The organism is Variovorax sp. GW822-FHT04A09, from assembly GCF_058801005.1.
This window is the reverse complement of record NZ_JBXAMV010000001.1, coordinates 1,625,616-1,649,348: the sequence shown is the minus strand read 5'-3', so window position 1 is coordinate 1,649,348 and position 23,733 is coordinate 1,625,616. Positions and strand designations below refer to the sequence as shown.

At 68.9% G+C, this 23,733-nt stretch carries 21 protein-coding genes; 17 read left to right on the top strand and 4 right to left on the bottom strand.

The features are described from left to right. The 7 genes from AC1RLW_RS07405 (at position 1) to AC1RLW_RS07375 (ending at position 10,542) form a co-directional block, all read left to right on the top strand. Entirely contained in the window at positions 1-5,253 is a 5,253-nt protein-coding gene (locus AC1RLW_RS07405) for a DNA repair ATPase (protein WP_493192628.1), read from the top strand. 2 nt (positions 5,254-5,255) lie between these two features. Further along, positions 5,256-5,954, top strand: coding sequence for a phospholipase D-like domain-containing protein (locus tag AC1RLW_RS07400; protein ID WP_493192627.1), 699 nt, complete (start codon positions 5,256-5,258; stop codon positions 5,952-5,954). Next, complete coding sequence (locus AC1RLW_RS07395; RefSeq protein ID WP_493192626.1) at positions 5,954-6,727, top strand: hypothetical protein; 774 nt, start codon at positions 5,954-5,956, stop codon at positions 6,725-6,727. Before AC1RLW_RS07400 ends, AC1RLW_RS07395 begins: the two co-directional genes overlap by 1 nt. A 112-nt stretch (positions 6,728-6,839) precedes the next feature. Then, entirely contained in the window at positions 6,840-8,012 is a 1,173-nt protein-coding gene (locus AC1RLW_RS07390) for a CaiB/BaiF CoA transferase family protein (RefSeq protein ID WP_493192625.1), read from the top strand. Beyond that, the gene (locus AC1RLW_RS07385) at positions 8,009-8,992 is read left to right on the top strand and encodes a hydroxymethylglutaryl-CoA lyase (RefSeq protein WP_493192624.1); all 984 of its coding nucleotides are present in this window, start codon (positions 8,009-8,011) and stop codon (positions 8,990-8,992) included. Before AC1RLW_RS07390 ends, AC1RLW_RS07385 begins: the two co-directional genes overlap by 4 nt. After that, the gene (locus AC1RLW_RS07380; RefSeq protein WP_493192623.1) at positions 8,989-9,369 is read left to right on the top strand and encodes a VOC family protein; all 381 of its coding nucleotides are present in this window, start codon (positions 8,989-8,991) and stop codon (positions 9,367-9,369) included. The genes AC1RLW_RS07385 and AC1RLW_RS07380 overlap by 4 nt, the downstream gene beginning before the upstream one ends. A 207-nt stretch (positions 9,370-9,576) precedes the next feature. Continuing rightward, entirely contained in the window at positions 9,577-10,542 is a 966-nt protein-coding gene (locus tag AC1RLW_RS07375) for a Bug family tripartite tricarboxylate transporter substrate binding protein (protein ID WP_493192622.1), read from the top strand. 16 nt (positions 10,543-10,558) lie between these two features. Here AC1RLW_RS07375 and AC1RLW_RS07370 read toward each other — a convergent pair whose 3' ends face one another. Next, positions 10,559-10,705 carry a hypothetical protein gene (locus AC1RLW_RS07370; RefSeq protein WP_167395007.1) on the bottom strand — a complete coding sequence of 49 codons (147 nt, stop codon included), beginning with the start codon at positions 10,703-10,705 and terminating at the stop codon, positions 10,559-10,561. A gap of 204 nt (positions 10,706-10,909) precedes the next feature. On the opposite strand from AC1RLW_RS07370, the gene AC1RLW_RS07365 reads away from it, so the two are divergent. Next, positions 10,910-11,356: a GNAT family N-acetyltransferase gene (locus AC1RLW_RS07365; protein WP_493192621.1), complete on the top strand. Its 447-nt coding sequence runs from the start codon at positions 10,910-10,912 to the stop codon at positions 11,354-11,356. A gap of 139 nt (positions 11,357-11,495) precedes the next feature. On the opposite strand, the gene AC1RLW_RS07360 is transcribed toward AC1RLW_RS07365, so the two are convergent. Continuing rightward, on the bottom strand, positions 11,496-12,062 hold the full coding sequence (locus AC1RLW_RS07360) for a LuxR C-terminal-related transcriptional regulator (protein WP_062476432.1): 567 nt from the start codon (positions 12,060-12,062) through the stop codon (positions 11,496-11,498). 93 nt (positions 12,063-12,155) lie between these two features. On the opposite strand from AC1RLW_RS07360, the gene AC1RLW_RS07355 reads away from it, so the two are divergent. The 4 genes from AC1RLW_RS07355 to AC1RLW_RS07340 all read left to right on the top strand — a co-directional run bounded on the left by AC1RLW_RS07355 (position 12,156) and on the right by AC1RLW_RS07340 (position 16,182). Beyond that, positions 12,156-12,959: a CoA transferase subunit A gene (locus tag AC1RLW_RS07355; protein ID WP_062476435.1), complete on the top strand. Its 804-nt coding sequence runs from the start codon at positions 12,156-12,158 to the stop codon at positions 12,957-12,959. 1 nt (position 12,960) lies between these two features. Then, complete coding sequence (locus AC1RLW_RS07350; protein WP_493192620.1) at positions 12,961-13,599, top strand: 3-oxoacid CoA-transferase subunit B; 639 nt, start codon at positions 12,961-12,963, stop codon at positions 13,597-13,599. A gap of 105 nt (positions 13,600-13,704) precedes the next feature. Further along, positions 13,705-15,102 (top strand): CoA transferase, encoded by a 1,398-nt coding sequence (locus AC1RLW_RS07345; protein ID WP_493192619.1) that lies wholly within the window; start codon positions 13,705-13,707, stop codon positions 15,100-15,102. Between the two features lie 12 nt (positions 15,103-15,114). After that, entirely contained in the window at positions 15,115-16,182 is a 1,068-nt protein-coding gene (locus AC1RLW_RS07340) for a DUF4241 domain-containing protein (protein ID WP_493192618.1), read from the top strand. Positions 16,183-16,195: 13 nt separating this feature from the next. On the opposite strand, the gene AC1RLW_RS07335 is transcribed toward AC1RLW_RS07340, so the two are convergent. Then, positions 16,196-17,104 (bottom strand): LysR family transcriptional regulator, encoded by a 909-nt coding sequence (locus AC1RLW_RS07335; protein WP_487847237.1) that lies wholly within the window; start codon positions 17,102-17,104, stop codon positions 16,196-16,198. A 152-nt stretch (positions 17,105-17,256) separates the two neighbouring features. On the opposite strand from AC1RLW_RS07335, the gene AC1RLW_RS07330 reads away from it, so the two are divergent. Genes AC1RLW_RS07330 through mmsB form a run of 5 tightly spaced genes read left to right on the top strand, consistent with a single transcriptional unit; the run spans position 17,257 to position 22,409 of the window. Next, on the top strand, positions 17,257-18,780 hold the full coding sequence (locus tag AC1RLW_RS07330) for a CoA-acylating methylmalonate-semialdehyde dehydrogenase (protein ID WP_070059334.1): 1,524 nt from the start codon (positions 17,257-17,259) through the stop codon (positions 18,778-18,780). Then, complete coding sequence (locus AC1RLW_RS07325) at positions 18,777-19,175, top strand: lysozyme inhibitor LprI family protein (RefSeq protein WP_070059333.1); 399 nt, start codon at positions 18,777-18,779, stop codon at positions 19,173-19,175. Before AC1RLW_RS07330 ends, AC1RLW_RS07325 begins: the two co-directional genes overlap by 4 nt. Continuing rightward, on the top strand, positions 19,172-20,326 hold the full coding sequence (locus tag AC1RLW_RS07320; protein ID WP_062476448.1) for an acyl-CoA dehydrogenase family protein: 1,155 nt from the start codon (positions 19,172-19,174) through the stop codon (positions 20,324-20,326). Before AC1RLW_RS07325 ends, AC1RLW_RS07320 begins: the two co-directional genes overlap by 4 nt. A gap of 27 nt (positions 20,327-20,353) precedes the next feature. Further along, complete coding sequence (locus AC1RLW_RS07315; protein ID WP_493192617.1) at positions 20,354-21,472, top strand: enoyl-CoA hydratase/isomerase family protein; 1,119 nt, start codon at positions 20,354-20,356, stop codon at positions 21,470-21,472. A 40-nt stretch (positions 21,473-21,512) separates the two neighbouring features. Beyond that, entirely contained in the window at positions 21,513-22,409 is an 897-nt protein-coding gene (gene mmsB / locus AC1RLW_RS07310; protein ID WP_070059330.1) for a 3-hydroxyisobutyrate dehydrogenase, read from the top strand. Here the strand turns inward: mmsB and AC1RLW_RS07305 are convergent. Further along, positions 22,394-23,659, bottom strand: coding sequence for an MFS transporter (locus AC1RLW_RS07305; RefSeq protein WP_493192616.1), 1,266 nt, complete (start codon positions 23,657-23,659; stop codon positions 22,394-22,396). The genes mmsB and AC1RLW_RS07305 overlap by 16 nt on opposite strands. Positions 23,660-23,733: the final 74 nt, after the last annotated feature.

Below are 23,733 nucleotides of genomic sequence, written 5' to 3'. Positions count from 1 at the left end.
ATGCAACCCACCGACGACACCGCAGCGCCGCCCGGCGCCCAGGCCCCTATCGACCCCACCGAAGCGCTGGTCTCCGGCAGCGGCAGCTACGACCTGCTGAAGAAGCGGCTCGAAACCCAGGGCGAGGGCCTGCTCAAGAAGACGCAGGCGCTCAACGAGCAGCGGCTGGCCGAGTTCGGCCGCTCCGACCAGGCACTGATCCTGCGCACCCGCGCGCGCACCGAGAACAACGCCGTGGCGCGCGACATCGTGCGCATCGGCGACCTGCTGCTGTTCGGCTACAACGTCTTCATCGGCCTGCGCAAGGAAACGGCCGTGGGCGACGTGTTCGGCCTGTACAGGCTCGCATCGCCGGGCGAAGCCGCCACCGAGAACGACGAGCTGCAGCCCGTGCCGCTGGCCGGCACCTTCCTGGAAGACGCGCGCTTCGCCTCCGACTTCCGCGAGCTCTACGCCTACTACAAGCAGGCCACGCTGCTGCAGCTGCGCGTGACGCAGGACAAGCTGCTCGCCTCGTTCCAGATCGGCCAGCAGCTGCACGACGTGCGTGTGTTCCGCTGGGCCATCGAGCGCAACGGCAACATCAATTACATCGACAACCGCGGCGAGCGCGACATCGCCTTGCCCGCGAGCCACGATTTCGAGTGGACCGTGGCCACGCGCGAAGACCACGTGGGCGGCAAGCATCCGCACGTGAACGTGCTCGACACGGTGTTCGTCGAGACGCTGGGCGGCGACCTCACGGTCAAGATCGAGAACAACACCGAGACCGGGCTGGGCATCTACAGCGAGCCGGTGGAGGACAGGAGCCAGTCGCTGACCGACGCCGAGATCGCCTGGGCCAAGCTGGGCATGCTGATCCTGCTGCGCGTGAAGCCCTACCGCGAGCAGGTCACGCGCTACCTGGTGTTCAACATCCGCACACAGCAGGTCGAGCGCATCGACGCCATCGGCGGCTCCTGCGTGCAGCTGCCCGAAGACCACGGCATCATCTTTCCGGGCGGCTACTACCTGCAGTCGGGCGAATACAAGCGCTTCGACCTGCCGGCCGAGGTGGTGGAAAACCTGCGCTTCAAGCGCATGCTGCGCTCGCCCAACGGCGAGGATGTGGCCTATGTGTTCTACGACCCGAAGCCCGGGCGCTATGCGCTGTTCAACTACAACCTGATCGACAAGAAGCTTGCCACGCCGATCATCGCCAACGGCTACGCGCGCTTTGCCGACGGCCGCATGCTGGTGTTCAACGGCGACGACGTCGAGCCCACGCGCGTGCACCCGATGCAGCTGTGGCAGACGCCGTTTGCCAGCGAAGAGCACGTGAGCGCGCAGCCGCCCGCCACCGGCTTCTTCGGCAAGATCGGCAACGCCGAGCTGGTGCGCGGCGTGAGCGACCTCATGGGCATCGCCCGCGCGGTGCGTGAGCAGGCGCCCACGCGCGCCGCCTACGAAGACCTGATCCGCCAGTGCACCCGCGTGAGCGACGCCTACTTCTGGCTCGACGCGCCCGAGGCCACCGGCCTCATGGGCGAGCTGCGCAGCATCGCCGAGGTGGCGCGCAGCACGCTGGCCGAGTTCGAAAAAGTCGACACCATCCGCCGCGAAACCGCGCGCGCGCTGGCCCGCGCGGAAGACGAGCAGCACGCGCTGCTGGTCGACATTGCCAGCACCCTCTGGCGCGCACCCGACGATTTCGTGAAGGCACTGGGCCGGCTGCGCGAGCGGCGCGGCGCGCTGCAGATGCTCAAGGAGCTGCGCTACGCCGACCTGCCGCGCATCGCCGCGATGGACGCCGCGCTCGAGGTCGAGCAGCAACGCATCGGCGAACGCGCCATGCAGTTCCTGGCGGCCGACACGGCCTTCCACGGCCAGCGCCAGGCGCTGGACAAGCTCGCGCTCGAACTGCCGAACCTGGCCACCTCGCCCGCGCTCGGGCAGATGCTGGCCACGCTCGACGAGCAGGCGGCCGGCCTCGACCTGCTGACCGAACAGCTGGGCAGCCTGCCGGGCGGCGACGCGGTCATTCGCACGTCGATCCTGGACCGCATCTCGCTGATCTACGCCGACATCAACCGCATGCGCGCCGATGCACGCGCGCGGCGCAAGTCGCTCGGAGCCACCGAGGCGCGTGCCGAATTCGGCGCGCAGTTCAAGCTCTTCAGCCAGGCGGTCGAGAACGCGCTGGAGTTCGCCGACACGCCCGAGAAGTGCGACGACGCGCTCACGCGCCTGCTGGCCCAGCTGGAAGAGATCGAAGGCCGCTTCGCCGAGCAGGAAGACTTCCTGGCCGACATCGCCGAGAAGCGCGAGACCGTGTACGAGGCGCTGTCCGCGCGCCGCCAGAGCCTGGTCGACGCGCGCCAGCGCCGCGCGCAGGGCGTGGTCGACGCGGCAGGGCGCATCCTCGACGGCATTCCGCGCCGCATCGCGCAGTTCGGCGACCTGACGCAGGTGCACAGCTACTTCGCGGCCGACCCGATGATCGGCAAGCTGCACACGCTGATCGCCGACCTGCGCACGCTGGGCGCCGCGGTGCCGGCCGATGAACTCGACACGCGCCTGAAGACCGCGCGCGACCAGGCGCTGCGTTCCATCCGCGACAAGCGCGAGCTGGTGAGCGAGGGCGGCGACACGCTGCGCCTGGGCCGCCACGCCTTCACCGTGCACCGCCAGCCGGTCGACCTGACGCTGGTGGCCCGCGACGAGGGCATGGCCTATCAGGTGACGGGCACCGACTACCAGAGCCCGGTCGATGAACCCCGGCTGCTGCCGCTGCAGCGCTACTGGGACCAGTCGCTGGTGTCCGAGACGCCCGAGCTGTCGCGCGCCGAATACCTCGCTGGCCGCCTGCTGGAGGCGCTGCTCGACGGCAAGGCCGAGCGCACCTGGGCCGAGGTGCTCACGCTGCTGGCCGAAGACCCGTTGCATCCGCAACTGCTCGACATGGTTCGCCGCTTTGCCGCTGCGCGGTATCAAGAGGGCTACCAGAAGGGTATCCACGACGACGACGCGATGCGCCTGCTGGGCGCGCTCGTCGGCATGCAGGACCAGGCGGGCCTGCTCGCCTGGGGCCCGACCGAACGCGCGCTGGCCTTGCTCTACTGGCAGCACGGTCACCTGATCGCGCACCGCGAATCGATGCTGCGCCGCGCGCGTGCCGCGATGCAGATGCTGGCGCTGTTCGGCCGGCGCGATGCGCTGGAGCAGCTCGAAGCCGACCTCGCGCGCGCACTGAATCACTTCGCTCGCGACGTGGTGCCCGACCTGCTGCCTGTGGCCGACACCGCAAACGAGGAAACACGCGACGCGCACGACGGCCGCGTGAACACCCTGTGCGACCAGGCCGCCGCGTACCTCGTGCGCGAACTCGCCGGCCCGCATGGCGGCGAGACCTGGGCCGTCTCGGGCGCGGGCGAGGACCTCGCAGCGGCCTTGCTGCGCGAGCTGGAGCGCGGCGGCCGGCGCGATGCGTGGCAGCACGACCTCGATGCCGCACCGCCCGCCGAGCGCTGGCGCCTGGCGCGCGACTGGGTGCGCGCCTACGCGACGCATCAGGCGCCGCAATCGGTCGACTGGACCGACGACGCGGCCAGCGTGCTGGCCATGCCGTTGCAGCGCACCCGCGTCAACGCGGCGCTCGACCGCACCGTCGAGGGCCTGCGCGGGGAGCATCTGCGCGTCGCCGAAGGGCGCCTGACGCTGAACCTCAACGACTTCTGGCGCCGCTTCCTGTTCCACACGATGCACGCGGTGCCGGGCTACGAGGCGCTGCACAGCCTGCGCCACGAGCTGCTCGAACGCGAGAAGGCGCGGCTCAAGCTGAGCCAGTTCCAGGCCAAGCCGCTGTCGACCTTCGTGCGCAACCAGCTGATCGACGAGCTGTACCTGCCCCTCATCGGCGACAACCTGGCCAAGCAGATCGGCTCGGCGGGCGAGGGCAGCCGCACCGACCGCATGGGCCTGCTGCTGCTGATCTCGCCGCCCGGCTACGGCAAGACCACGCTCATGGAGTACGTGGCCGACCGACTCGGCCTGATCTTCGTGCGCATCAACTGCCCGGCGCTGGGCCATGGCGTCACGGCCATCGACCCGGCCAACGCGCCCAACAGCGCGGCGCGGCAGGAGCTGGAAAAGCTCAACCTGGGCCTGGCCATGGGCAGCAACGTGATGCTGTACCTGGACGACATCCAGCACACCAGCCCCGAGTTTTTGCAGAAGTTCATCGCGCTGGCCGACGGCACGCGCCGCATCGAGGGCGTGTGGAACGGCGAGCCGCGCAGCTACGACATGCGCGGCAAACGCTTCGCGATCGTGATGGCGGGCAACCCCTACACCGAGTCGGGCGACGTGTTCAAGATCCCGGACATGCTGGCCAACCGCGCCGACATCTACAACCTGGGCGACGTGCTCTCGGGTCGCGAGGCGGCGTTCGCGCTCTCGTACATCGAGAACAGCCTGACCTCCAACCCCACGCTGATGCCGCTGGCCTCGCGCGACCCGAAGGACGTGCAGCTGCTGGTGAAGATGGCGCAGGGCCACGACGTGCCGAGCAGCGCGCTGTCGCACGCCTACAGCTCGGTGGAGCTGGAAGAGATCAAGGCGCTGCTGCAGCGCCTGTTCCGCGCGCGAGACCTGCTGCTGAAGGTCAACCTCGCGTACATCGAGTCGGCCGCGCAGCAGGAGACCTACCGTGTCGCGCCGCCGTTCAAGCTGCAGGGCAGCTACCGCAACATGACCAAGCTCGCGGGCAAGATCACGCCGCTGATGCGCGACGAGGAGCTCGATGCGCTGCTGCGCGACCACTATCGCGGCGAAGCACAGACGCTGACCACCGGCGCGGAGGAAAACCTGTTGCGCCTGGCCCAGCTGCTCGGCAGCCCGACGCCGGAGGAGAGCGCCCGCTGGACCGCCATCTGCGACGAGTTCGTGCGCCAGCGCAAGCTCGGCGGCGCCGACGTGGACGGCAGCCAGCGCATCGCGAGCAGCATGCTCGACGTGGCGCGCGCGGTCGATGCGCTCAAGCCCGAGCCCAAGCCGCCCGCCGAGGGACCGAACGAGAGCCAGCGCCTGGCCGACGCCATGCTGCAGATCGCCGTGACCTACCGCGAGCTGATCCTGCCGCTGGTGACCGCCACCGAGCGCCGGCTCGAGCTCGACCGCTCGATCAAGCAGGACATGGAGCGCCTCGCCGCCGAGGTGCAGGCCACGCGGGCCGCGCCCAAGCGCGTGCCACCGCCCAAAGCCGACAAGGAATAGCGATGTCCGCATTGCCCGAACTGCTGGCCCAGCTCGACGCGACGATGGCCGACGCGCGCCTGAGCGACGACGAGCGCCGCGTGCTGGTCCACACCCTGCGCGAGGCCTCGCCGCCCGAAGACGGCCTGCGCCAGCTGCGCAACCGCGCCTTCGACCTCGTGCGCTCGCGCACCGCCGACCCCGAGCAGCTGTCGCTGCTCAAGTGGCTCGAAGGCGTGGTGCGCGCGATCGACACCGGCCGTTCGCCCGACAGCGTCACGGTGCGCTCGCAGGCCTACTTCAGCCCCGGCACGGCCTGCCTGCAGGCGATCAACCAGCAGCTGCGAACGGCGAAGCACGCGGTCGACCTGTGCGTGTTCACGCTGTCGGACGACCGCATCACCGCCGAGGTGCTGGCGGCGCACCGGCGCGGCGTGACGGTGCGTTGCATCACCGACAACGACAAGGAGTTCGACCGCGGCAGCGACGTCGGCCAGCTGCGCGCGGCGGGCATTCCGGTGGCGGTGGACCGCACCGACGCCCACATGCACCACAAGTTCGCGATCTTCGACGGCGCGCGGCTGCTCAACGGCAGCTACAACTGGACCCGCAGCGCCTGCGAGTACAACGAGGAGAACCTGGTGCTGAGCAACGACCCGCCGCTGGTGCGCCGCTTCGCGGACGAATTCGACACCTTGTGGAAAGAACTGCAGGCCCCCTGATGCCAAGACGAATCGACTACGACTGGGAACTGCCCGCCGCCATGCAGCAGCGGCTGGGCGGCAGCACCTACGGCGCGCAGCGCATCATCCACGAGCAGGAGCATCTGATGGTGATCCTGCACGAGCCGCCCTCGGGCACCGGCGCCGAGCGCAAGCCCATCGTGTTCCTGCGCAAGCCCGACGGCGCGTGGCTGCACAAGGGCAACAACCCCGGCGAGCGCGCGCTCGCCAAGCTGCTCGAAAGCTACCGCGCGGCATTCAGCACCTTCGAGATCCGCCACCAGGCCGCCGAGACCTCGGAAGACCTGTTCCAGATCCTCGGCCCGCTGATCCCGCTCACCCGCGCCGCGCGGAACATGCAGGACACGCTGCAGGCCGCGCGCGATGCGGTGAAGGGCGACCTGATGCTCATCGACCAGCGCGACCTCGCGGTGGAAATCGCTCGCGGCTTCGAGCTGCTGCTGGCCGACACGCGCATGTCGCTCGACTACCGGCTCGCACGCGCCGCCGAGGCGCAGGCGCACTCGGCCCTCGAGATGAGCCGTGCGCAGCACAAGCTCAACACCATCGCCGCGCTGACCTTTCCGCTCATGGCCATCGGCGCAGCCTTCGGCATGAACCTGCACAGCGGTGTGGAGAACCTGCCTTCGTGGGTGTACTGGCTCATCTTCGCGGCCGGCATCTGCCTGGGCGTGATGTTGCGCGGCTGGGTCAAGACGCCGGCCGAGCCACCGGTGGTTGCCAAGCCTGCGTCCACGCTGAAGAAGAAGTAGGGCGCACCGCAAGGGTCTTCGCGTTTCGCGAAGGCCTGCTGCCATCCGAGCAATTCCGTTCATCGCCATCTGTTCCTAGAGTCGGGGCAACCCACCTGGAGACAGAGAAAAGATGAACGCACTCGAAGGCCTGAAGGTGCTGGAGCTCGGCCAGCTCATCGCTGGGCCGTTCGCCGGCAAGACGCTCGCCGAGTTCGGCGCCGACGTGATCAAGGTCGAGCCCGCCGGCGTCGGCGATCCGCTGCGCAAGTGGCGGCTGCTGCGCGATGGCACCTCGGTGTGGTGGGAGGTGCAGTCGCGCAACAAGCGCTCGGTGTGCCTCGATCTGCGCAGCGCCGAAGGGCAGGAGGCCGTGCGCGCGCTGGCGCTCGAGGCCGACGTGCTGATCGAGAACTTCAAGCCCGGCACGCTCGAAGGCTGGGGCCTGGGCTGGGAGCAGCTGCATGCGCTGAACCCGCGGCTCATCATGCTGCGTATCTCGGGCTACGGGCAGACCGGCCCCTACCGCGACAAGCCGGGCTTCGGCGTGCTCGGCGAATCGATGGGCGGGCTGCGCTACCTCAGCGGCGAGCCCGGCCGGGTGCCGGTGCGCGTGGGTGTCTCGCTGGGCGACACGCTGGCCGCGCTGCATGGCGTGATCGGCGTGCTCACCGCGCTGCACCACCGCACGGCCCACGGCGGCGAGGGCCAGTTCATCGACGTGGCGCTGTACGAGTCGGTCTTCAACGTGATGGAAAGCCTGCTGCCCGAGTACGACGCCTTCGGTGCCGTGCGGGAGCGGGCCGGCAGCGCCTTGCCGGGCATCGCGCCGACCAACGCCTACCGCTGCAGCGACGGCCACTACGTGCTGGTGGCGGGCAACGGCGACAGCATCTTCCGCCGGCTGATGCGCGCCATCGACCGCGCGGACCTGGAGAACGACCCCGGCCTCGTGCACAACGACGGCCGCGTGGTGCGCGTGGAAGAGATCGATGCCGCCATCGAAGCCTGGACCCTGCAGCGCAGCCGCGACGAGGTGCTGGCGCTGCTCGACGCGGCGGGCGTGCCTGTGGGGCGCATCTACACGGTGGCCGACATCGCGACCGATCCGCAGTACCTGGCGCGCGAGATGATCGTGCAAGCGCGCGGCTCGGACGGCGCGCTGCTCAAGGTGCCGGGCGTGGTGCCCAAGCTCAGCGCCACGCCAGGGCGTATCGCGCATGCGGCGCCGCGCCTGGGCGAACACACGGCGGACCTGCAGGGCGCGGGCTGGCCGGTGCGTGGCGTGGAAAGCGAGGCCGTATGAAAACCGGCAACGGCACGCGGCTGTTCATCAACGAGGTCGCCACGCGCGACGGCTTCCAGATGGAAAGCCGCTTCATTCCCACGGACGACAAGGTCGCGCTGATCGACCGGCTGAGTTCGCTCGGCTACGCCAAGATCGAGGTGACCTCGTTCACTTCGGCTCAGGCGATTCCCGCGCTGCGCGACGGCGAAGAGGTGATGCAGCGCATCGCGCGCCGGCCTAGCGTGGTCTACACCGCGCTGGTGCCGAACGTGCGCGGGGCGGAGCGCGCGCTGGAAAGCCGCATCGACGAGTTCAACATCGTCATGTCGGTCAGCGAGACGCACAACCTCAGCAACCTGAGGATGACGCGCGAGCAGTCGTTCGCGCAACTGGCGGAGGTGATCGCGCTGGCCAAGCAGGCGAGGGTGCCGGTGAACGTGTCGCTCTCGTGCGTGTTCGGCTGTCCGATGGAAGGCGAGGTGCCGCTGGCAACGGTGCTCGGCTGGGCCGACCGCTTCGCGGCGCTGGGCGTGCAGGGCCTCACGCTGTGCGACACCACCGGCATGGCCTATCCCACGCAGGTGCAAACCGTGTGCGAGGCCGTGCGTGCGCGGCACCCGGCATTGGGATGGACGGCGCACTTCCACAACACGCGCGGCATGGGCCTGGCGAACACCATCGCCGCGGTCGAGGCGGGCATCCGCCGGCTCGACATGTCGCTCGGCGGCATCGGCGGGTGTCCTTATGCGCCGGGCGCGACCGGCAATGTCGCGACCGAGGACGTGGTCCACATGCTGCAGTGCATGGGCTACGACACCGGCATGGACCTTGAGGGCCTGATCGGCGTTGCGGCTGAGCTCGAATCGCTCGTGCAGCACGAACTGTCGAGTCAGGTTTCGCGCGCCGGCCACCGGCTGGCGCGTCATGCGCCGCCGGCCGATTTCAACGCCATCGTCGAGCGCGCAAAGGCGCGCGCCATCAAGAAGGAGAACGCATGATCGACCACCTGGATCACCTGGTGCTCACGACCGCCAACGAAGAAGCCTGCGTGCGCTTCTACGTCGAGGTGCTGGGCATGACGCTGGAAACCTTCGGCGCCGGCCGCAAGGCCTTCCGCTTCGGCCACCAGAAGATCAACCTGCACGTGAAGGGCCACGAGTTCGAGCCGAAGGCCGAGCTGCCCACGCCCGGTTCGCTCGACCTGTGCTTCATCGCCAGCGTGCCGCTCGAAGAGGTCGTTGCGCGGTTGCAGGCGCAGGGCGTGCCGATCCTCGAAGGGCCCGTGATGCGCACGGGCGCCACGTCGCGCATCCGCTCGGTCTACGTGCGCGACCCCGACCTGAATCTCATCGAGATTTCGGAGCTGGCGCACTAAGAAGGTGTGAACGAATCCGTCATGCCCGCTCATCCCACCCAGGAGCGCCCGCCCGGCGTTGCAAATGCTCGCCATAGCCCGAGCTATGGCTGCGCTTTGCGCCTTGGTCGGGCGCCCCTGGGCGGGCTGCTCGGGCACGCCGAATTCATTCACACCTTCTGACGCGCAGCCTGAAGACATCCACAAAAAACCACCGGAGACAAACCCATGAAACCCGCTCACCGCCTGCTCGCGGTCGGCCTCGCGCTGGCCGCTGCCGCCTCGCAAGCCGACACCTGGCCTTCCAAACCCCTGACCTTCGTGGTGCCCACGGCGCCCGCGGGTTCCACCGACATCATGGCGCGGCTGGTCGCCGACCCGCTGCAGCGCGCGCTGGGCCAGCCGGTCGTGGTCGACAACAAGCCGGGCGCCAGCGGCAACATCGGCACCGAGTTCGTGGCCCGCGCCGCGCCCGACGGCTACACGCTGCTGCTGCAGTACTCGGGCTACCACGTCGGCAACCCGTCGCTGTACCCGAGCCTGCGCTGGAGCCCGACCAAGGACTTCGTGCCGGTGGCGATGGTGATGCGCGCGCCGCACGTGGTCGCGGTGAGCGGCAAGCTGCCGGTGACCTCGATGAAGGAGCTCATCGAGTACGGCAGGAAGAAGGAGGGCGGCCTGTTCTACGCCTCGTCGGGCAACGGCTCGATCCAGCACATCGCCGGTGAACTGCTGTCGCGCCAGAGCAAGCAGCCGGCCACGCACGTGCCCTACAAGGGCTCGGGGCCGGCCATCAACGACCTGGTGGCGGGCAATGTCGACATCTTCATCACCACGCCGCCCTCGGTCATCGGCCACTTCGCGGGCGGGCGCATCAAGCCGCTGGCGTACACGGGCAGCAAGCGGCATGCGTCGATGCCGAACGTGCCGACCTCGGCCGAGGCCGGGTTGCCGGGCTACGAGGTCGAGTCGTGGTTCGCGGTGTTCGCCCCGGCGAAGACGCCGCCCGAAGTGGTGAACAAGCTCAGCGCCGAGATCAAGAAGATCGTCGAGAGCGAGGCCTTCCGCAAGAAGGTGGACGAGCAGGGCGCCTTCGCGACCTACATGGACCCGGCCACGCTGGGCCGGTTCGTCGACCAGGAACTCGCGGCCTGGTCGAAGGTGATCAAGGGCGCCGACATCAAGCCGGAGTGAACGCCCCCGGCCAGGTTCAGGGCTTGACGCCCAGCACCGACAGGATCACCGCCGCGAGGCCGAGCGCCACGGGCACCTGGTGCCCGGCCAGCGCGCGGGCCTGGGCCACGGACAGCCTGGTTTGCTGAAGGAGGTTCTTTTCCGAATGAAGGGGTGTGGACATGGTGTCTGCTCCTGTGTGGGGCGAACGGTGTGTTCGCGTGGGTTCCACGATAGGCCTCTCGACCGGCGATGGCGCATGGGTTTTGTCGACACGGCGTTTCCGTTTTCGCAACGATCCGGGGGTTCTGGCAGGGAACTTCTGCTCAGAACTCAGAATGGAGTCATGCAACGGAAAGAACGAAACACGCACATGAAGGGCTTGACGATGCGCAGGGCCACCCCGGCGGATGCCGTGCCCTGGCCGCTCCTGTTCGACGCGGACGGCCCGCGCCCCGAGATCGAAAAGTACCTGCTGCGCGGCGAGCAATGGCTGGCCGAACAGGCCGGCGAGGTCGTCGGCCAGATGGTGCTCATGGCCACGCGCGTCGACACCTGGGAGATCATGAACATCGCCGTGGCCGACGCCCACAAGGGCCAGGGCATCGGCACCGCGATGCTGAAGAAGGCGAAAGCGCTTACCAGGCAGCGCGGCGCGCACCGGCTCGAAGTCGGCACGGGCAACAGCAGCCTGCGCGAGCTGGCCTTCTACCAGCGCTTCGGCTTTCGCATTGTCGGGGTCGACGTCGACTACTTCGTGCGCCGCTGGGGCAGGGCGACGAAGCAGAACGGCATTCCGCTGCGCGACCTGGTCCGCATGGAGATGGTGCTCTAGCGCGCCCCGCACCCCGACCGCACTCAGTGTGCGCAGGACACTGGGTGCTTCCCGCAGCGAAATCAAGGAGGAGGGCGAAGCCCGGGGGACATTCGCGGAGGGAAGTACCCGGTGGCCTGTGCACGCGCCCTGAAAAGAATCACCCCGCGATCAACTTCTGCACCAGCTCCGCAGTCGTCGCCGCCGCGTACTTGCGCATCAACCGCGCCCGATGCAATTCAACGGTGCGATGGCTGATGCCCAGCGCCTTCCCGATCTCCTTCGACGTCAGCCCGCGCATCACCTGCGCCGCCACCTCCCGCTCGCGCGGCGTGAGTTCGGCCTTCACCGCGCGGCGCGAGCCCAGGTCCTCGAAGGTCCAGATGCCGGCCTCGTGCGGCGCCGCGCGGTTCATCGCGTGGCCGGTGACGTGGCACCAGAAAGTCTCTCCGGCCAGCGCGCCGTGCAGCCCGCCCAGGCGCTTCATCATGCGGTTGTCGGCGTAGTGGCCGCTGGCGTTCAGAAAGGGTTCCATGCGCTTGCCGATGCGCTCGAACTCGGCCACGCTGGGGTACAGGATGCTGAACGAATGCCCGACCAATGCAGAGGGCTCAGCGCCGAAAATTTCGCACACGCGCTGGTTGCAGGCGACGATGGTGCGGTTGCTCGAGACCACCATGCCGACGGGTGCATGTTCAAAAGCCAGCCGGTAATCGATCTCGGGCATCGGGTGTCACCATTACGAAATACTACGTATACGAGTAGGTAGTATCGTTGAAGCCTTTCCCACCCACTCTCCACCACCCATCAAGGAGCCCGAGTGAACAAGATTTATCCCTCCGCAGACGCGGCACTCAAGGGGGTCGTGGCCGACGGGCAGACGCTCGCGGTCGGCGGCTTCGGCCTGTGCGGCATTCCCGAAGCGCTGATCGACGCGCTGAAGGATTCCGGCGTGCAGAACCTCACCGTCATCTCGAACAACGCGGGCGTCGACGGCTTCGGCCTCGGCAAGCTGCTCGAGACGCGCCAGATCAAGAAGATGATCGCGTCGTACGTGGGCGAGAACAAGGAGTTCGAGCGCCAGTACCTGGCCGGTGAACTGGCCCTCGAATTCACGCCGCAAGGCACGCTGGCCGAGAAGCTGCGCGCCGGCGGCGCGGGCATTCCGGCCTTCTTCACGAAGACCGGCGTGGGCACGCAAGTGGCCGAAGGCAAGGAGCTGCGCGAGTTCGGCGGCGAGACCTACGTCATGGAGCACTCGCTGGTGCCCGACGTGGCGCTGGTCAAGGCCGACGTGGCCGACAAGGCCGGCAATCTGCGCTTTCGCCTCACGGCGCGCAACTTCAACCCCGCCGCCGCCATGGCCGGCAAGGTCTGCATCGTCGAGGTCGAGAAGATCGTCGAAGTGGGCGAGCTGGCCCCCGACGACATCCACCTGCCGGGCATCTACGTGCACCGCCTGGTGCTCAACGCCACGCCCGAAAAACGCATCGAGAAGCGCACCGTGAGCGCCTCGGTCGATGCCGCCGCCGCCAAGGTCGAGGCCCAGACCGCCATCGCCCAGGCCGCCGCCGCCGGCAGCGAATCGGCCGTGAAGGCCGTCAACAAGAAAGAAGGAGCCTGAGATGCCCTGGACCCAAGACCAGATGGCGGCCCGCGCCGCCCAAGAACTCGAAGACGGCTTCTACGTCAACCTCGGCATCGGCATTCCGACCCTGGTGGCCAACCACACCGGCACCAAGGAAGTCTGGCTGCAAAGCGAAAACGGCATGCTCGGCATCGGCCCATTCCCGACCGAAGACAACGTCGACGCCGACCTCATCAATGCCGGCAAGCAGACCGTCACCACGCTGCCCGGCTCGGCCATCTTCGGCAGCCATGACAGCTTCGCGATGATCCGCGGCGGCAAGATCAACCTGTCGATCCTCGGTGCGATGCAGGTCAGCGCCAAGGGCGACCTCGCCAACTGGATGATCCCCGGCAAGATGGTCAAGGGCATGGGCGGCGCCATGGACCTCGTGGCTGGCGTGAAGCGCGTGATCGTGCTGATGGAACACGTGGCCAAGAAGACGGACGGCACCGAAGACCTGAAGATCCTCGAGCAGTGCTCGCTGCCGCTGACCGGCGTGGGCGTGGTCGACCGCATCATCACCGACCTGGCCGTGATGGACGTCGTGCCCGAAGGCCTCAAGGTGATCGAGCTGGCGCCGGGCGTGAGCTTCGACGCGCTGCAGGCCAAGACCGGTGCGAAGCTGATCCAGTAAGCCATCCGCACAAGGTCGCGAACGCAACGACAGCAACAAGGGCAGGGCCGCGCAAGCGGACCCTGCCTTTTTCATTTCTTTTTTTCTTCCCTGAAGGGGCGACGCATGGCAACGAGTGAAGAAGTCCTGGCCGGTCTCTGGCAACTGGCGGGGTTGCCCGCCGAGGCGCTGGCTTTCGCGCGGCTCACGGGCACCGACCCGGTGCTGCCGTCGTCCTTCGCGGTCGGCCTCGCGGCGCAGGCCAGCATCGCGGCCGCCGCGCTCGCGGCCTGCGAGCTGGGACACCGGCGCGGCGTGGCGCGGCAAGAGGTCGCGGTCGACACGCTGCATGCCGCGCTCGACTGCACGGGCTGGTTCAGCCTCGACGGCCGCGTGCCCGATCTGTGGGACACCTTCTCGGGCGTGTACCGCTGCGCCGACGGCTGGGTGCGCATCCACGCCAACTTCAAGCACCACCGCGAAGGCGCGCTGCGCCTCATGAAGCTCGACCCAGCCAACGCCACGCGCGCCGACGCCGAGGCCGCGATGGCCGGTTGGCGCGCGATCGATTTCGAATCGGCTGCCGCCGCGCAGGGCCTGGTGGCGACCGCGCTGCGCCGCTTCGACGAATGGGATGCCTCGCCGCACGGGCAGGCGGTGGCGGCGCAACCGCTCTTCACCATCGAGCGCATCGGCGATGCACCGCCACGCACGCTGCCGCCCTTGCGCGACGACCAGCGCCCGCTCGAAGGCCTGCGGGTGCTCGACCTCACACGGATCCTCGCGGGACCGGTCGGCGGCCGGGCGCTGGCGGCCTATGGTGCCGACGTGATGCTGGTCAATTCACCGAATCTGCCGAACATCGAATCCATCGCCGACACCAGCCGCGGCAAGCTCTCGACGCACGTGGACCTGTGCACGGATGAAGGTCGCGCCGTGCTGCACGGCCTCGTCGCCGATGCGCATGTCTTCGTGCAGGGCTACCGCCCCGGCGGCATCGCGGCGCTGGGCTTCGGCCCCGAGGCGCTGGCGCGCGAGCGGCCGGGCATCGTCTGCGTGTCGCTCACGGCCTACGGCACGCAGGGGCCGTGGGCCGATCGGCGCGGCTTCGATTCGCTGGTGCAGACCGCCATGGGCTTCAACCATGCCGAGGGTGAGGCCGCGGGCGACGGCAAGCCGCGCCCGATGCCGATGCAGATCCTCGACGAAGCCAGCGGCTACCTGATCGCCCTGGGCGCCGCCGCGGCACTGTGGCGTCAGCAGCAGGAGGGCGGCAGCTGGCATGTACAGGTGTCGTTGGCGCAGACGGGGCAGTGGCTGCGCGGGCTGGGGCGTGTGGACGGCGGGCTGTCGATCGCGCGGGCTGATGTCGCGCCGTACGTCGAGACCTCCGCCTCGGGCTTCGGCGAACTGGCGGCGGTGCGCCACAGCGCGCAGCTGTCGCGCACGCCGGCCGCCTGGCCACGGCCGTCGATGCCGCCGGGCAGCCATCCGCCGGTGTGGCCGGCCGCTGCCGGGGGATGAGAAACTGGGCGCATGGCTTACCTAGACATCGACAACCTCCAGAGCATTTTTCTTGACGACGAGGCGCTGCGCGCACGGCATCTGCAGCGCCAGCCTTGCGGGGCCCTGAACATCACGAGCGGCCGCATCGTGGCCTGCGACCCGCTGGTGCAACCCGAGCGCGAGCCTTTCGTTCGCAACGTGAGCGGGCGCGGCGCATTCCCCGTCGAGGTGCTGCAAGGCGGAGGCCGCCATGCGCTGGCCGTGCTGTGGCTGCGTGAGCGAGGCAGCCTGCAGGCGAACGATCTGCGCTGGGAGGCCGCGCTGCTCGAAGGGCAATCGCAGGACGAACTCGGCAGCGACGAGTTCTATGGCTACCCGGTCGATGCCGGCGTCGGCTGCTTCATGGACGTCGACGGCGCCAAGGCCATGGCGGAGCGCGAGGCGCGCGAGTCCGCCACCAACCCCGAGTACGTGAGCTACTACGACGACGTGCTCGGCGCCGACCTCGCTTCGGCCGACATCGCCGATCACTACCCGCTGGGCGCGGGCAGCGCGAACAACGTGCTGATCTTCAGCGCCGGCTGGGGCGACGGCAGCTACCCGAGCTTCTGGGCGCTCGACGCCGCGGGCGAGCCCGTGGCGCTGGTGACCGACTTCATGGTCATGCAGGGCGGCGACGCGCGCGACGAGGACGACAAGCGCAGCGACGCCTACCTGGCCAGCCTCTCGCCCGAGAAACTGGCGGCGCTCGAGGCGCTGGGCGCGGCGGCGGTCCAGGGCGATGCAACGGCGATCCAGCCCCTGCTCGCCAGCGGGCTCGCGCAGCCCAACGAGATCGTCCCTTCGCTCGGCGAGACCGCGATCATGAGCGCCATCCGCATGAACCAGCTGGACGCGCTGCGCGTGCTGCTGGCGGCGCTGCCAGGCCAACTGCCGATGCCGCCGCAGTTCTATCGCATGGACGAGGAGGAGAGTTACCTCGACTACGCGCGCCGGCTCAAGAAGCCGCGGGTGGACGGCCTGATCGAGCTGCTCGAAAAGGCGGCGGCGCCGGCGCCGGCGGCCAAGCCTGGGTTCCTGAAGCGCCTGTTTTCCTGAGCGCGCGAGCCGGTCACCCGGCGTTCGCCGCGCTGTCAGGCAACAGCACCTGCTGTTGGGCCGTGGCCGTCGCGCGCAGAAATTCCCACACCGTCTGCATGCGCGCCAGGTGCTTCGTTTCCGCCGGCATCGACATCCAGAAGGTCCGCGTGAAGTTCGCCGCGTCCGGCAGCACCGGCTTGAGCGCGCGGTCGTCCTGCGCGATGAACGCCGGCAGCACCGCAATCCCCGCACCCGCCGCCACCGCCCGGTGCTGCGCCAGCACGCTGGTGCTGCGCAGCGCAAAGCTGTCGGGGCGGTGCAGCTCGTCCAGGTACTGCAGCTCCTTGCTGAACAGCAGGTCGTCCACGTAGCTGATGAAGGTGTGGCCGCGCAGGTCTTCGCGCGTCTTGATGGGCTTGTGCGCGGCCAGGTACTGCTTCGATGCGTACAGGCGCAGCGTGTAGTCGGTGAGCTTGGTGACCACCACCGGCCCGCGCGCCGGCCGCTCGAGCGAGATCACGATGTCGGCCTCGCGCCGCGACAGGTGCACCAGCCGCGGCATCGCGAGCAGGTCGATCGTGAGCTTCGGGTGCTGCACCGCGAACAGCGCCAGCTGCGGCGCGAGCACCACGGTGCCGAAGCCCTCGGTGGCGCCGATGCGCACCAGCCCCGACAAGCCTTCCTGCGACGCCGGCGCGGTGCTCTCCACGGCCTGGAAGGCGCTCTCCATCGCCTCGACCTGCGGCTGCAGCCGGCGACCCGCCTCGGTGAGCCGGTGGCCGCCGGCCTCGCGCGAAAAGAGGGGTGCGCCCACCTCCTTTTCGAGTGCCTGGATGCGCCGTGCGACGGTGGTGTGGTCGACCTCCAGCCGGCGCGCCGCGCTCATCAGCGTGCCCGAGCGGGCGAGTTCGAGAAAGTAGCGCAGGTTGTCCCAGTCCATGTGCGTGCGGCCTCGTGCGGGGTGGCGTGCGGTGCTTTGCATTTTTGCAAAGCGATGACGCATATTTGTCTATTGTCATGGCAAATCTGCAAAGCTAGGATGCAGGCTGCACCGGTTCGAACCGGTCCCGTATTCACAGGAGACAAACCCCCATGGACGCCACCACCACCCCCTCGACGCAGGTCGCCACCGTCAAGCTGCTCATCGGCGGCAAGTTCGTCGAATCGAAGACCACCGAATGGCGCGACGTCGTCAACCCGGCCACGCAGCAGGTGCTGGCCCGCGTGCCCTTCGCCACCCAGGCCGAACTCGACGCCGCCGTGGCCTCCGCCAAGGAAGCCTTCAAGACCTGGCGCAAGACGCCCCTGGGCGCGCGTGCCCGCATCTTCCTGAAGCTGCAGCAGCTCATCCGCGAAAACATGGGCGAACTCGCCGCGATCCTCACGGCCGAACAGGGCAAGACGCTGCCGGACGCCGAAGGCGACGTGTTCCGCGGCCTCGAAGTGGTCGAGCACGCCTCGAACATCGGCAACCTGCAGCTCGGCGAGCTGGCCAACAACGTGGCCAATGGCGTCGACACCTACACGCTGCTGCAGCCGCTGGGCGTGTGCGCCGGCATCACGCCGTTCAACTTCCCCGCCATGATCCCGCTGTGGATGTTCCCGATGGCCATCGTCACCGGCAACACTTTCGTGCTCAAGCCCTCCGAGCAAGACCCGATGGTCACGATGCGCCTGTGCGAACTGGCGCTCGAAGCCGGCGTGCCGCCCGGCGTGCTGAACGTGGTGCACGGTGGCGAAGCCGTCGTCAACGGCATCTGCGACCACAAGGACATCAAGGCGATCAGCTTCGTCGGTTCGACCAAGGTCGGCACGCACGTCTACAACCGCGCCACGCTGGCCGGCAAGCGCGCGCAATGCATGATGGGCGCGAAGAACCACGCCATCGTGATGCCTGACGCGAACAAGGAGCAGACGCTCAACGCACTGGCCGGCGCGAGCTTCGGTGCAGCCGGTCAGCGCTGCATGGCCGTGTCGGTCGCGGTGCTGGTGGGTGAGGCGCGCAACTGGGTGCCCGAGCTCATCGAGAAGGCCAAGACGCTGAAGATCGGCGCGGGCACTGAAAAGGGCGTGGACGTGGGCCCGCTGGTCTCGTGCGCAGCGTACGACCGCGTGAACAGCCTCATCGAACGCGGCGAAGCCGACGGCGCCAAACTGGTGCTCGACGGCCGCAAGCCGACGGTGCCCGGCTACGAGAAGGGCAACTTCGTCGGCCCGACGATCTTCACCGGCGTGAAGCCCGGCATGACGATCTACGAACAGGAAGTGTTCGGCCCCGTGCTGTGCATCGCCGACGCCGAGACCATCGACGAAGCCATCGACCTGATCAACAGCAACCCGAACGGCAACGGCACGGCGATCTTCACGCAGTCGGGCGCCGCGGCGCGCCGCTTCCAGGAAGACATCGACGTGGGCCAGGTCGGCATCAACGTGCCGATCCCGGTGCCGGTCCCGATGTTCTCGTTCACCGGTTCGCGCGCTTCCAAGCTCGGCGACCTGGGCCCGTACGGCAAGCAGGTCATCATGTTCTACACGCAGACCAAGACCGTGACGGCACGCTGGTTCGACGACAGCACCGTGAGCCAGGGCGTCAACACCACCATCAGCCTCAAGTGAGGCAGGGGCTTCGCGTTGCAGCCTGGGCCGCCGCGGCGGCGCTTGCCCTGCTGGCCGGCGGGGCGCAGGCGGCCGGCTCCGACGAGCCGGTCGACTGCAACCCCAACGGCAACCAGCAGCAGATGAACGACTGCGCGCTGCGCGATTTCCGCGCGGCCGACGCCGAGCTCAACATCCGCTACGGCGAGGTGATGAAGACGCTCTCGCCGCAGATGCGCGTCGCGCTGCGCACCGAGCAGCGGACCTGGCTCAAGGGCCGCGACCCCGGGTGCAAGCGGGCCGCGAAGGCGAACGAAGGCGGCTCGATCTGGCCGCTGGTGTTCAACGCGTGCCTGGAAAAATCGACCCGCAAACGCACCGCCGAACTGGACCTCTGGAAGGGTCGTCAACCATGAATTTCGAACTGTCCGAAGAACAGAACGCCTTTGCACAGACCGCGCGGGATTTCGCGCAGGCCGAGTTCGCACCGCACGCCGCGCAGTGGGACGCCGAGGCGGTCTTTCCGCGCGAGGCCATCGCCAAGGCCGGCGAGCTGGGCTTTTGCGGCCTGTACGCGCCCGAGCGCATCGGCGGCCTGGGCCTGCCGCGGCTCGACTCGGCGCTGGTGTTCGAGGAAATGGCCGCGGTCGACCCGTCGACCACCGCCTTCATCACGATCCACAACATGGCGACGTGGATGCTCGGCACCTGGGCCACCGACGCGGTGGCGCAGCAGTGGGGCGAAGACCTCACGAGCGGGCGCAAGCTGGCGTCGTACTGCCTGACCGAACCGGGCGCGGGCTCCGACGCGGGGTCGCTCAAGACGCGCGCCGAACTGCAGGGCGCCGAGTACGTCATCAACGGCGGCAAGGCCTTCATCTCCGGCGCCGGCTCGACCGACGTGCTGGTGCTCATGGCCCGCACGGGCGGCGCGGGCGCCAGCGGCATCTCGGCCTTCGCGGTGCCGGCCGACGCGCCCGGCGTGAGCTACGGCAAGAAGGAACACAAGATGGGCTGGAACAGCCAGCCCACGCGCACCATCAACTTCGACAACGTGCGCGTGCCCGCGCAGAACCTGCTGGGCAAGGAGGGCGAGGGCTTTCGCATCGCCATGAAGGGCCTGGACGGCGGGCGCATCAACATCGCGACCTGCTCGGTGGGCGCGGCGCAGGGCGCGCTCGACGCGGCGCGCCGCTACCTGCATGAGCGCCAGCAGTTCGGCAAGCCGATCGCGAGCTTCCAGGCGCTGCAGTTCAAGCTGGCCGACATGGCGACCGAGCTGGTCGCCGCGCGGCAGATGGTGCGGCTGGCCGCCAGCAAGCTCGACGCGGGCCATGCGGACGCGAGCACCTATTGCGCGATGGCCAAGCGCTTCGCGACCGATGCGGGCTTCAACGTCTGCAACGACGCGCTGCAGCTGCACGGCGGCTACGGCTACCTGAGCGAGTTCCCGCTCGAGCGCCTGGTGCGCGACACGCGCGTGCACCAGATCCTCGAAGGCACCAACGAAATCATGCGCGTCATCGTTGCGCGAAAATTGCTGGAAGGCGACAGCGACATCCGCTGACCCCGCCGCACCCAGGACCTGAAAACAATGACCGAAAACGTAGTTCTCTTCAACGAAATCAAGACCGCCGGCGGCCAGCGTTTTGCCGTGGCCACGCTCAACGCGCCGGCTTCGCTCAACGCGCTGTCCGTGGACATGGTGCGCCTGCTCACGCCCAAGCTGCGCGAATGGGCCGCCGACGCCGGCATCGTCGGCGTGCTGCTCGACGCAGCGGGCGAGAAGGCCTTCTGCGCCGGTGGCGACCTGCGCCAGCTGTACCAGACGCTGCTCGACTGCGGCCCCGCGCGCAACACCTACGCCGAAGACTTCTTTCGCGAGGAGTACGAGCTCGACCACCTGATCCACACCTTCCCCAAGCCCTTCCTGTGCTGGGGCCACGGCATCGTGATGGGCGGCGGCGTGGGCCTGCTGGCGGGCGCCTCGCACCGCGTGATGACGCTGCAAAGCCGCATCGCCATGCCCGAGATCAACATCGGCCTGTACCCCGACGTGGGCGGCAGCTGGTTCCTGCGCCGCACGCCGGGCCGCACGGGCCTGTTCCTGGCGCTCACGGCCGCCAACATCAACGCGCACGACACCATCTTCTGCGGCCTGGCCGACGTGCTGGTGCCGCAGGAGCGCAAGGGCGACGTGCTCGCGGCCATCGCGTCCACGCAGTGGGCCGGCGGTGACGCCAAGGCCGACCGCGCCACGCTGTCGCGCATCCTGGCCCGGGCGGGCGAAGGCGCCGAAATGCCCGCCTCGAAGGTGCGCGAGCACTACGACACCATCAATGCGCTGATGGCCGGCGACGACCTGCTCGACATCGCCAAGCGCCTGCGCGACGTGCAAAGCGACGACGCCTGGCTGCAGACTGCTTCGAAGACTTTCACCAAGGGCGCGCCGAGCTCCATCGCGCTGAGCTTCGAGCTCTGGCAGCGCGTGCCGCGCATGTCGCTGGCCGAGGTGTTCCGCCTCGAATACTGGGCATCGCTGGGCTTCTGCGCGAACAAGGATTTCGCCGAAGGCATCCGCGCCGTGTTGGTCGACAAGGACCGCAACCCGCGCTGGAACCCCGCCACGCTCGAAGAGATCACGCCGGCCTTCGTCGAAGACCACCTGCGTCCGCGCGGCGAGATGCCGGCGGAACTGGCCTCGCTGACCTGATTGGCCCCATTCCCTGCACAGAACAACGGAGACAAGACACATGAAGATCGCATTCATCGGCCTGGGCAACATGGGCGGCCCGATGGCCCTGAACCTGCACAAGGCAGGCCACACGCTCAGCGCCTTCGACCTCTCGGCCGAAGCCTGCAAGAAGTTCGCCGCCGAAGGCCTGCCGATCGCCAAGTCGGCGGCCGAGACCGTGGCCGGCGCCGAGGTGGTGATCAGCATGCTGCCCGCCAGCGCGCACGTCGAGGGCCTGTTCCTCGGCGGCGCCGGCAAGCCCGGCCTGCTCGACAGCATCCAGGCCGGCACGCTCGTGATCGACAGCAGCACCATCGCCGCCGCCACCTCGCGCAAGGTGGCCGAGGCCGCCGCCGCCAAGGGGGTCGCGATGATCGATGCGCCCGTGTCGGGCGGCACCGGCGGCGCCATTGCCGGCACGCTGACCTTCATGGTCGGCGGCGACACCAAAGACCTGGAGCGCGCGCGCCCGGTGCTCGAGAAGATGGGCGCCAACATCTTCCACGCCGGCGCGGCCGGTGCGGGCCAGACCGCCAAGATCTGCAACAACATGCTGCTCGGCATTCTGATGATCGGCACCTCGGAAGCGCTCGCGCTGGGCGTGGCCAACGGGCTCGACCCGAAGGTGCTGTCCGAGATCATGCGCCGCAGTTCGGGTGGCAACTGGGCGCTCGAGAAGTACAACCCCGTGCCCGGCGTGATGGAAGCCGCACCTGCCTCGAAGAACTACGCCGGCGGCTTCGGCACCGACCTGATGCTCAAGGACCTGGGCCTGGCGCAGGAAAACGCCACCGCCGTGCGCGCGGCCACGCCGCTGGGCGGCCTGGCGCGCAGCCTGTACGCGGCGCACAGCCTTGCGGGCCACGGCGCGCTCGATTTCTCGAGCGTGCTGAAGCTGGTTCAGAAAGCCGGTTGAACGGCGCGCCGGCCGCGCCGCGCCATCGCGAGCAGCAGGCCGGCCGCCACGAGGTTGGCGCCGATGGCCACGAGGATCGGCAGCAGGTAGCTGCGCGTGAGGTCGAAGGCGAAGCCCGCGGCGCTCGGCCCGATGAGCGTGCCGATGGCCACGCTGGTGTACAGGATGCCAATGACCGCGCCGATGTGGCGCCCGCCGAACCAGTCCATCACCAGCGCGGGCAGCAGCGCCACGAAGCCGCCGTAGAACACGCCGTAGGCGAAGGCGAACAGGGCCAGCCCCCAGAACCCGCCCGACACGGCCCACACCACCAGCGACAGCGCCATGCCCGCCGACATCAGCGGCAGCGCATGGTCCCGGCCCATGCGGTCGGCCAGCCCGCCCAGGAAGAAGCGGCCCGCCGTGCTGCCCACGCCGATCGCGCCGAGCAGCAGCACCGCCGACGACGCGGCCACGCCGTGGTCGAGCGCGTAGGGCACCAGGTGCACGAAGGGCACGAACAAACCGAACGAGCTGATGAGGCAGGCCGCGTACAGCCCCGCGAAACGGCCGGAGCCCACGGCCTCGCGCACCGAGGCGCCGGGCGGCAGCGCGGTGGAAGCCTGCGCCTGCGGTGGATCGCCATCAGGCCCGAGGCCGCGTGCGCGCGGGTCGTTCTCCACCAGCAGCGCCATGCCCACGCCCACCACGGCCGCGAGCACGCCGAGCGCCAGGTAGGCATCGCGCCAGCCCAGCGTGTCGATGAACCACGAGGCCAGCGGCGGCATGGCCAGCGTGCCCACGCCGATGCCGCTCACGGCGAGCCCGGAGGCGAAGCCGCGCTGGCGCACGAACCAGCGCTGCACCGCGCCCAGCACCGGAACGTATGAGGCGCCCACGCCGAGGCCGACACCGAGCCCGTAGGCCCAGAAGATCTGCGTCAGGCTGCGCGCCTGCCCCGCGAGCACCAGCCCGAGGCCGACCAGCACCATGCCCGCGACCGCGAGTCGCCGCGCGCCCCAACGGTCGGCGAGCGGGCCACTGAACACGCCGAGGCCGAAGTAGAGAAAGCCCGCGAGCGAGAACACCAGCGACACCTCGCCGCGCGAGGCGCCGAAGTCGCGCTGCAGCGCATCGAGGAAGGCGCTGAAGGTGTAGGCGCAGCCGAAGCCCACGAACATCACGGCGAAGGCGCCGGCGACCACGAGCCAGCCGTGGAAGAAGCGGTGGCGTGGCGCGGCGGGGGAGTCGGGCGTGTTCGGCGATGTCATGGGGCGGTCCGTGGTGGTGGTCGATCTTCAGGCCGTGCACCACCATGCACTGGCCGGATTCGGACGTGATCCTC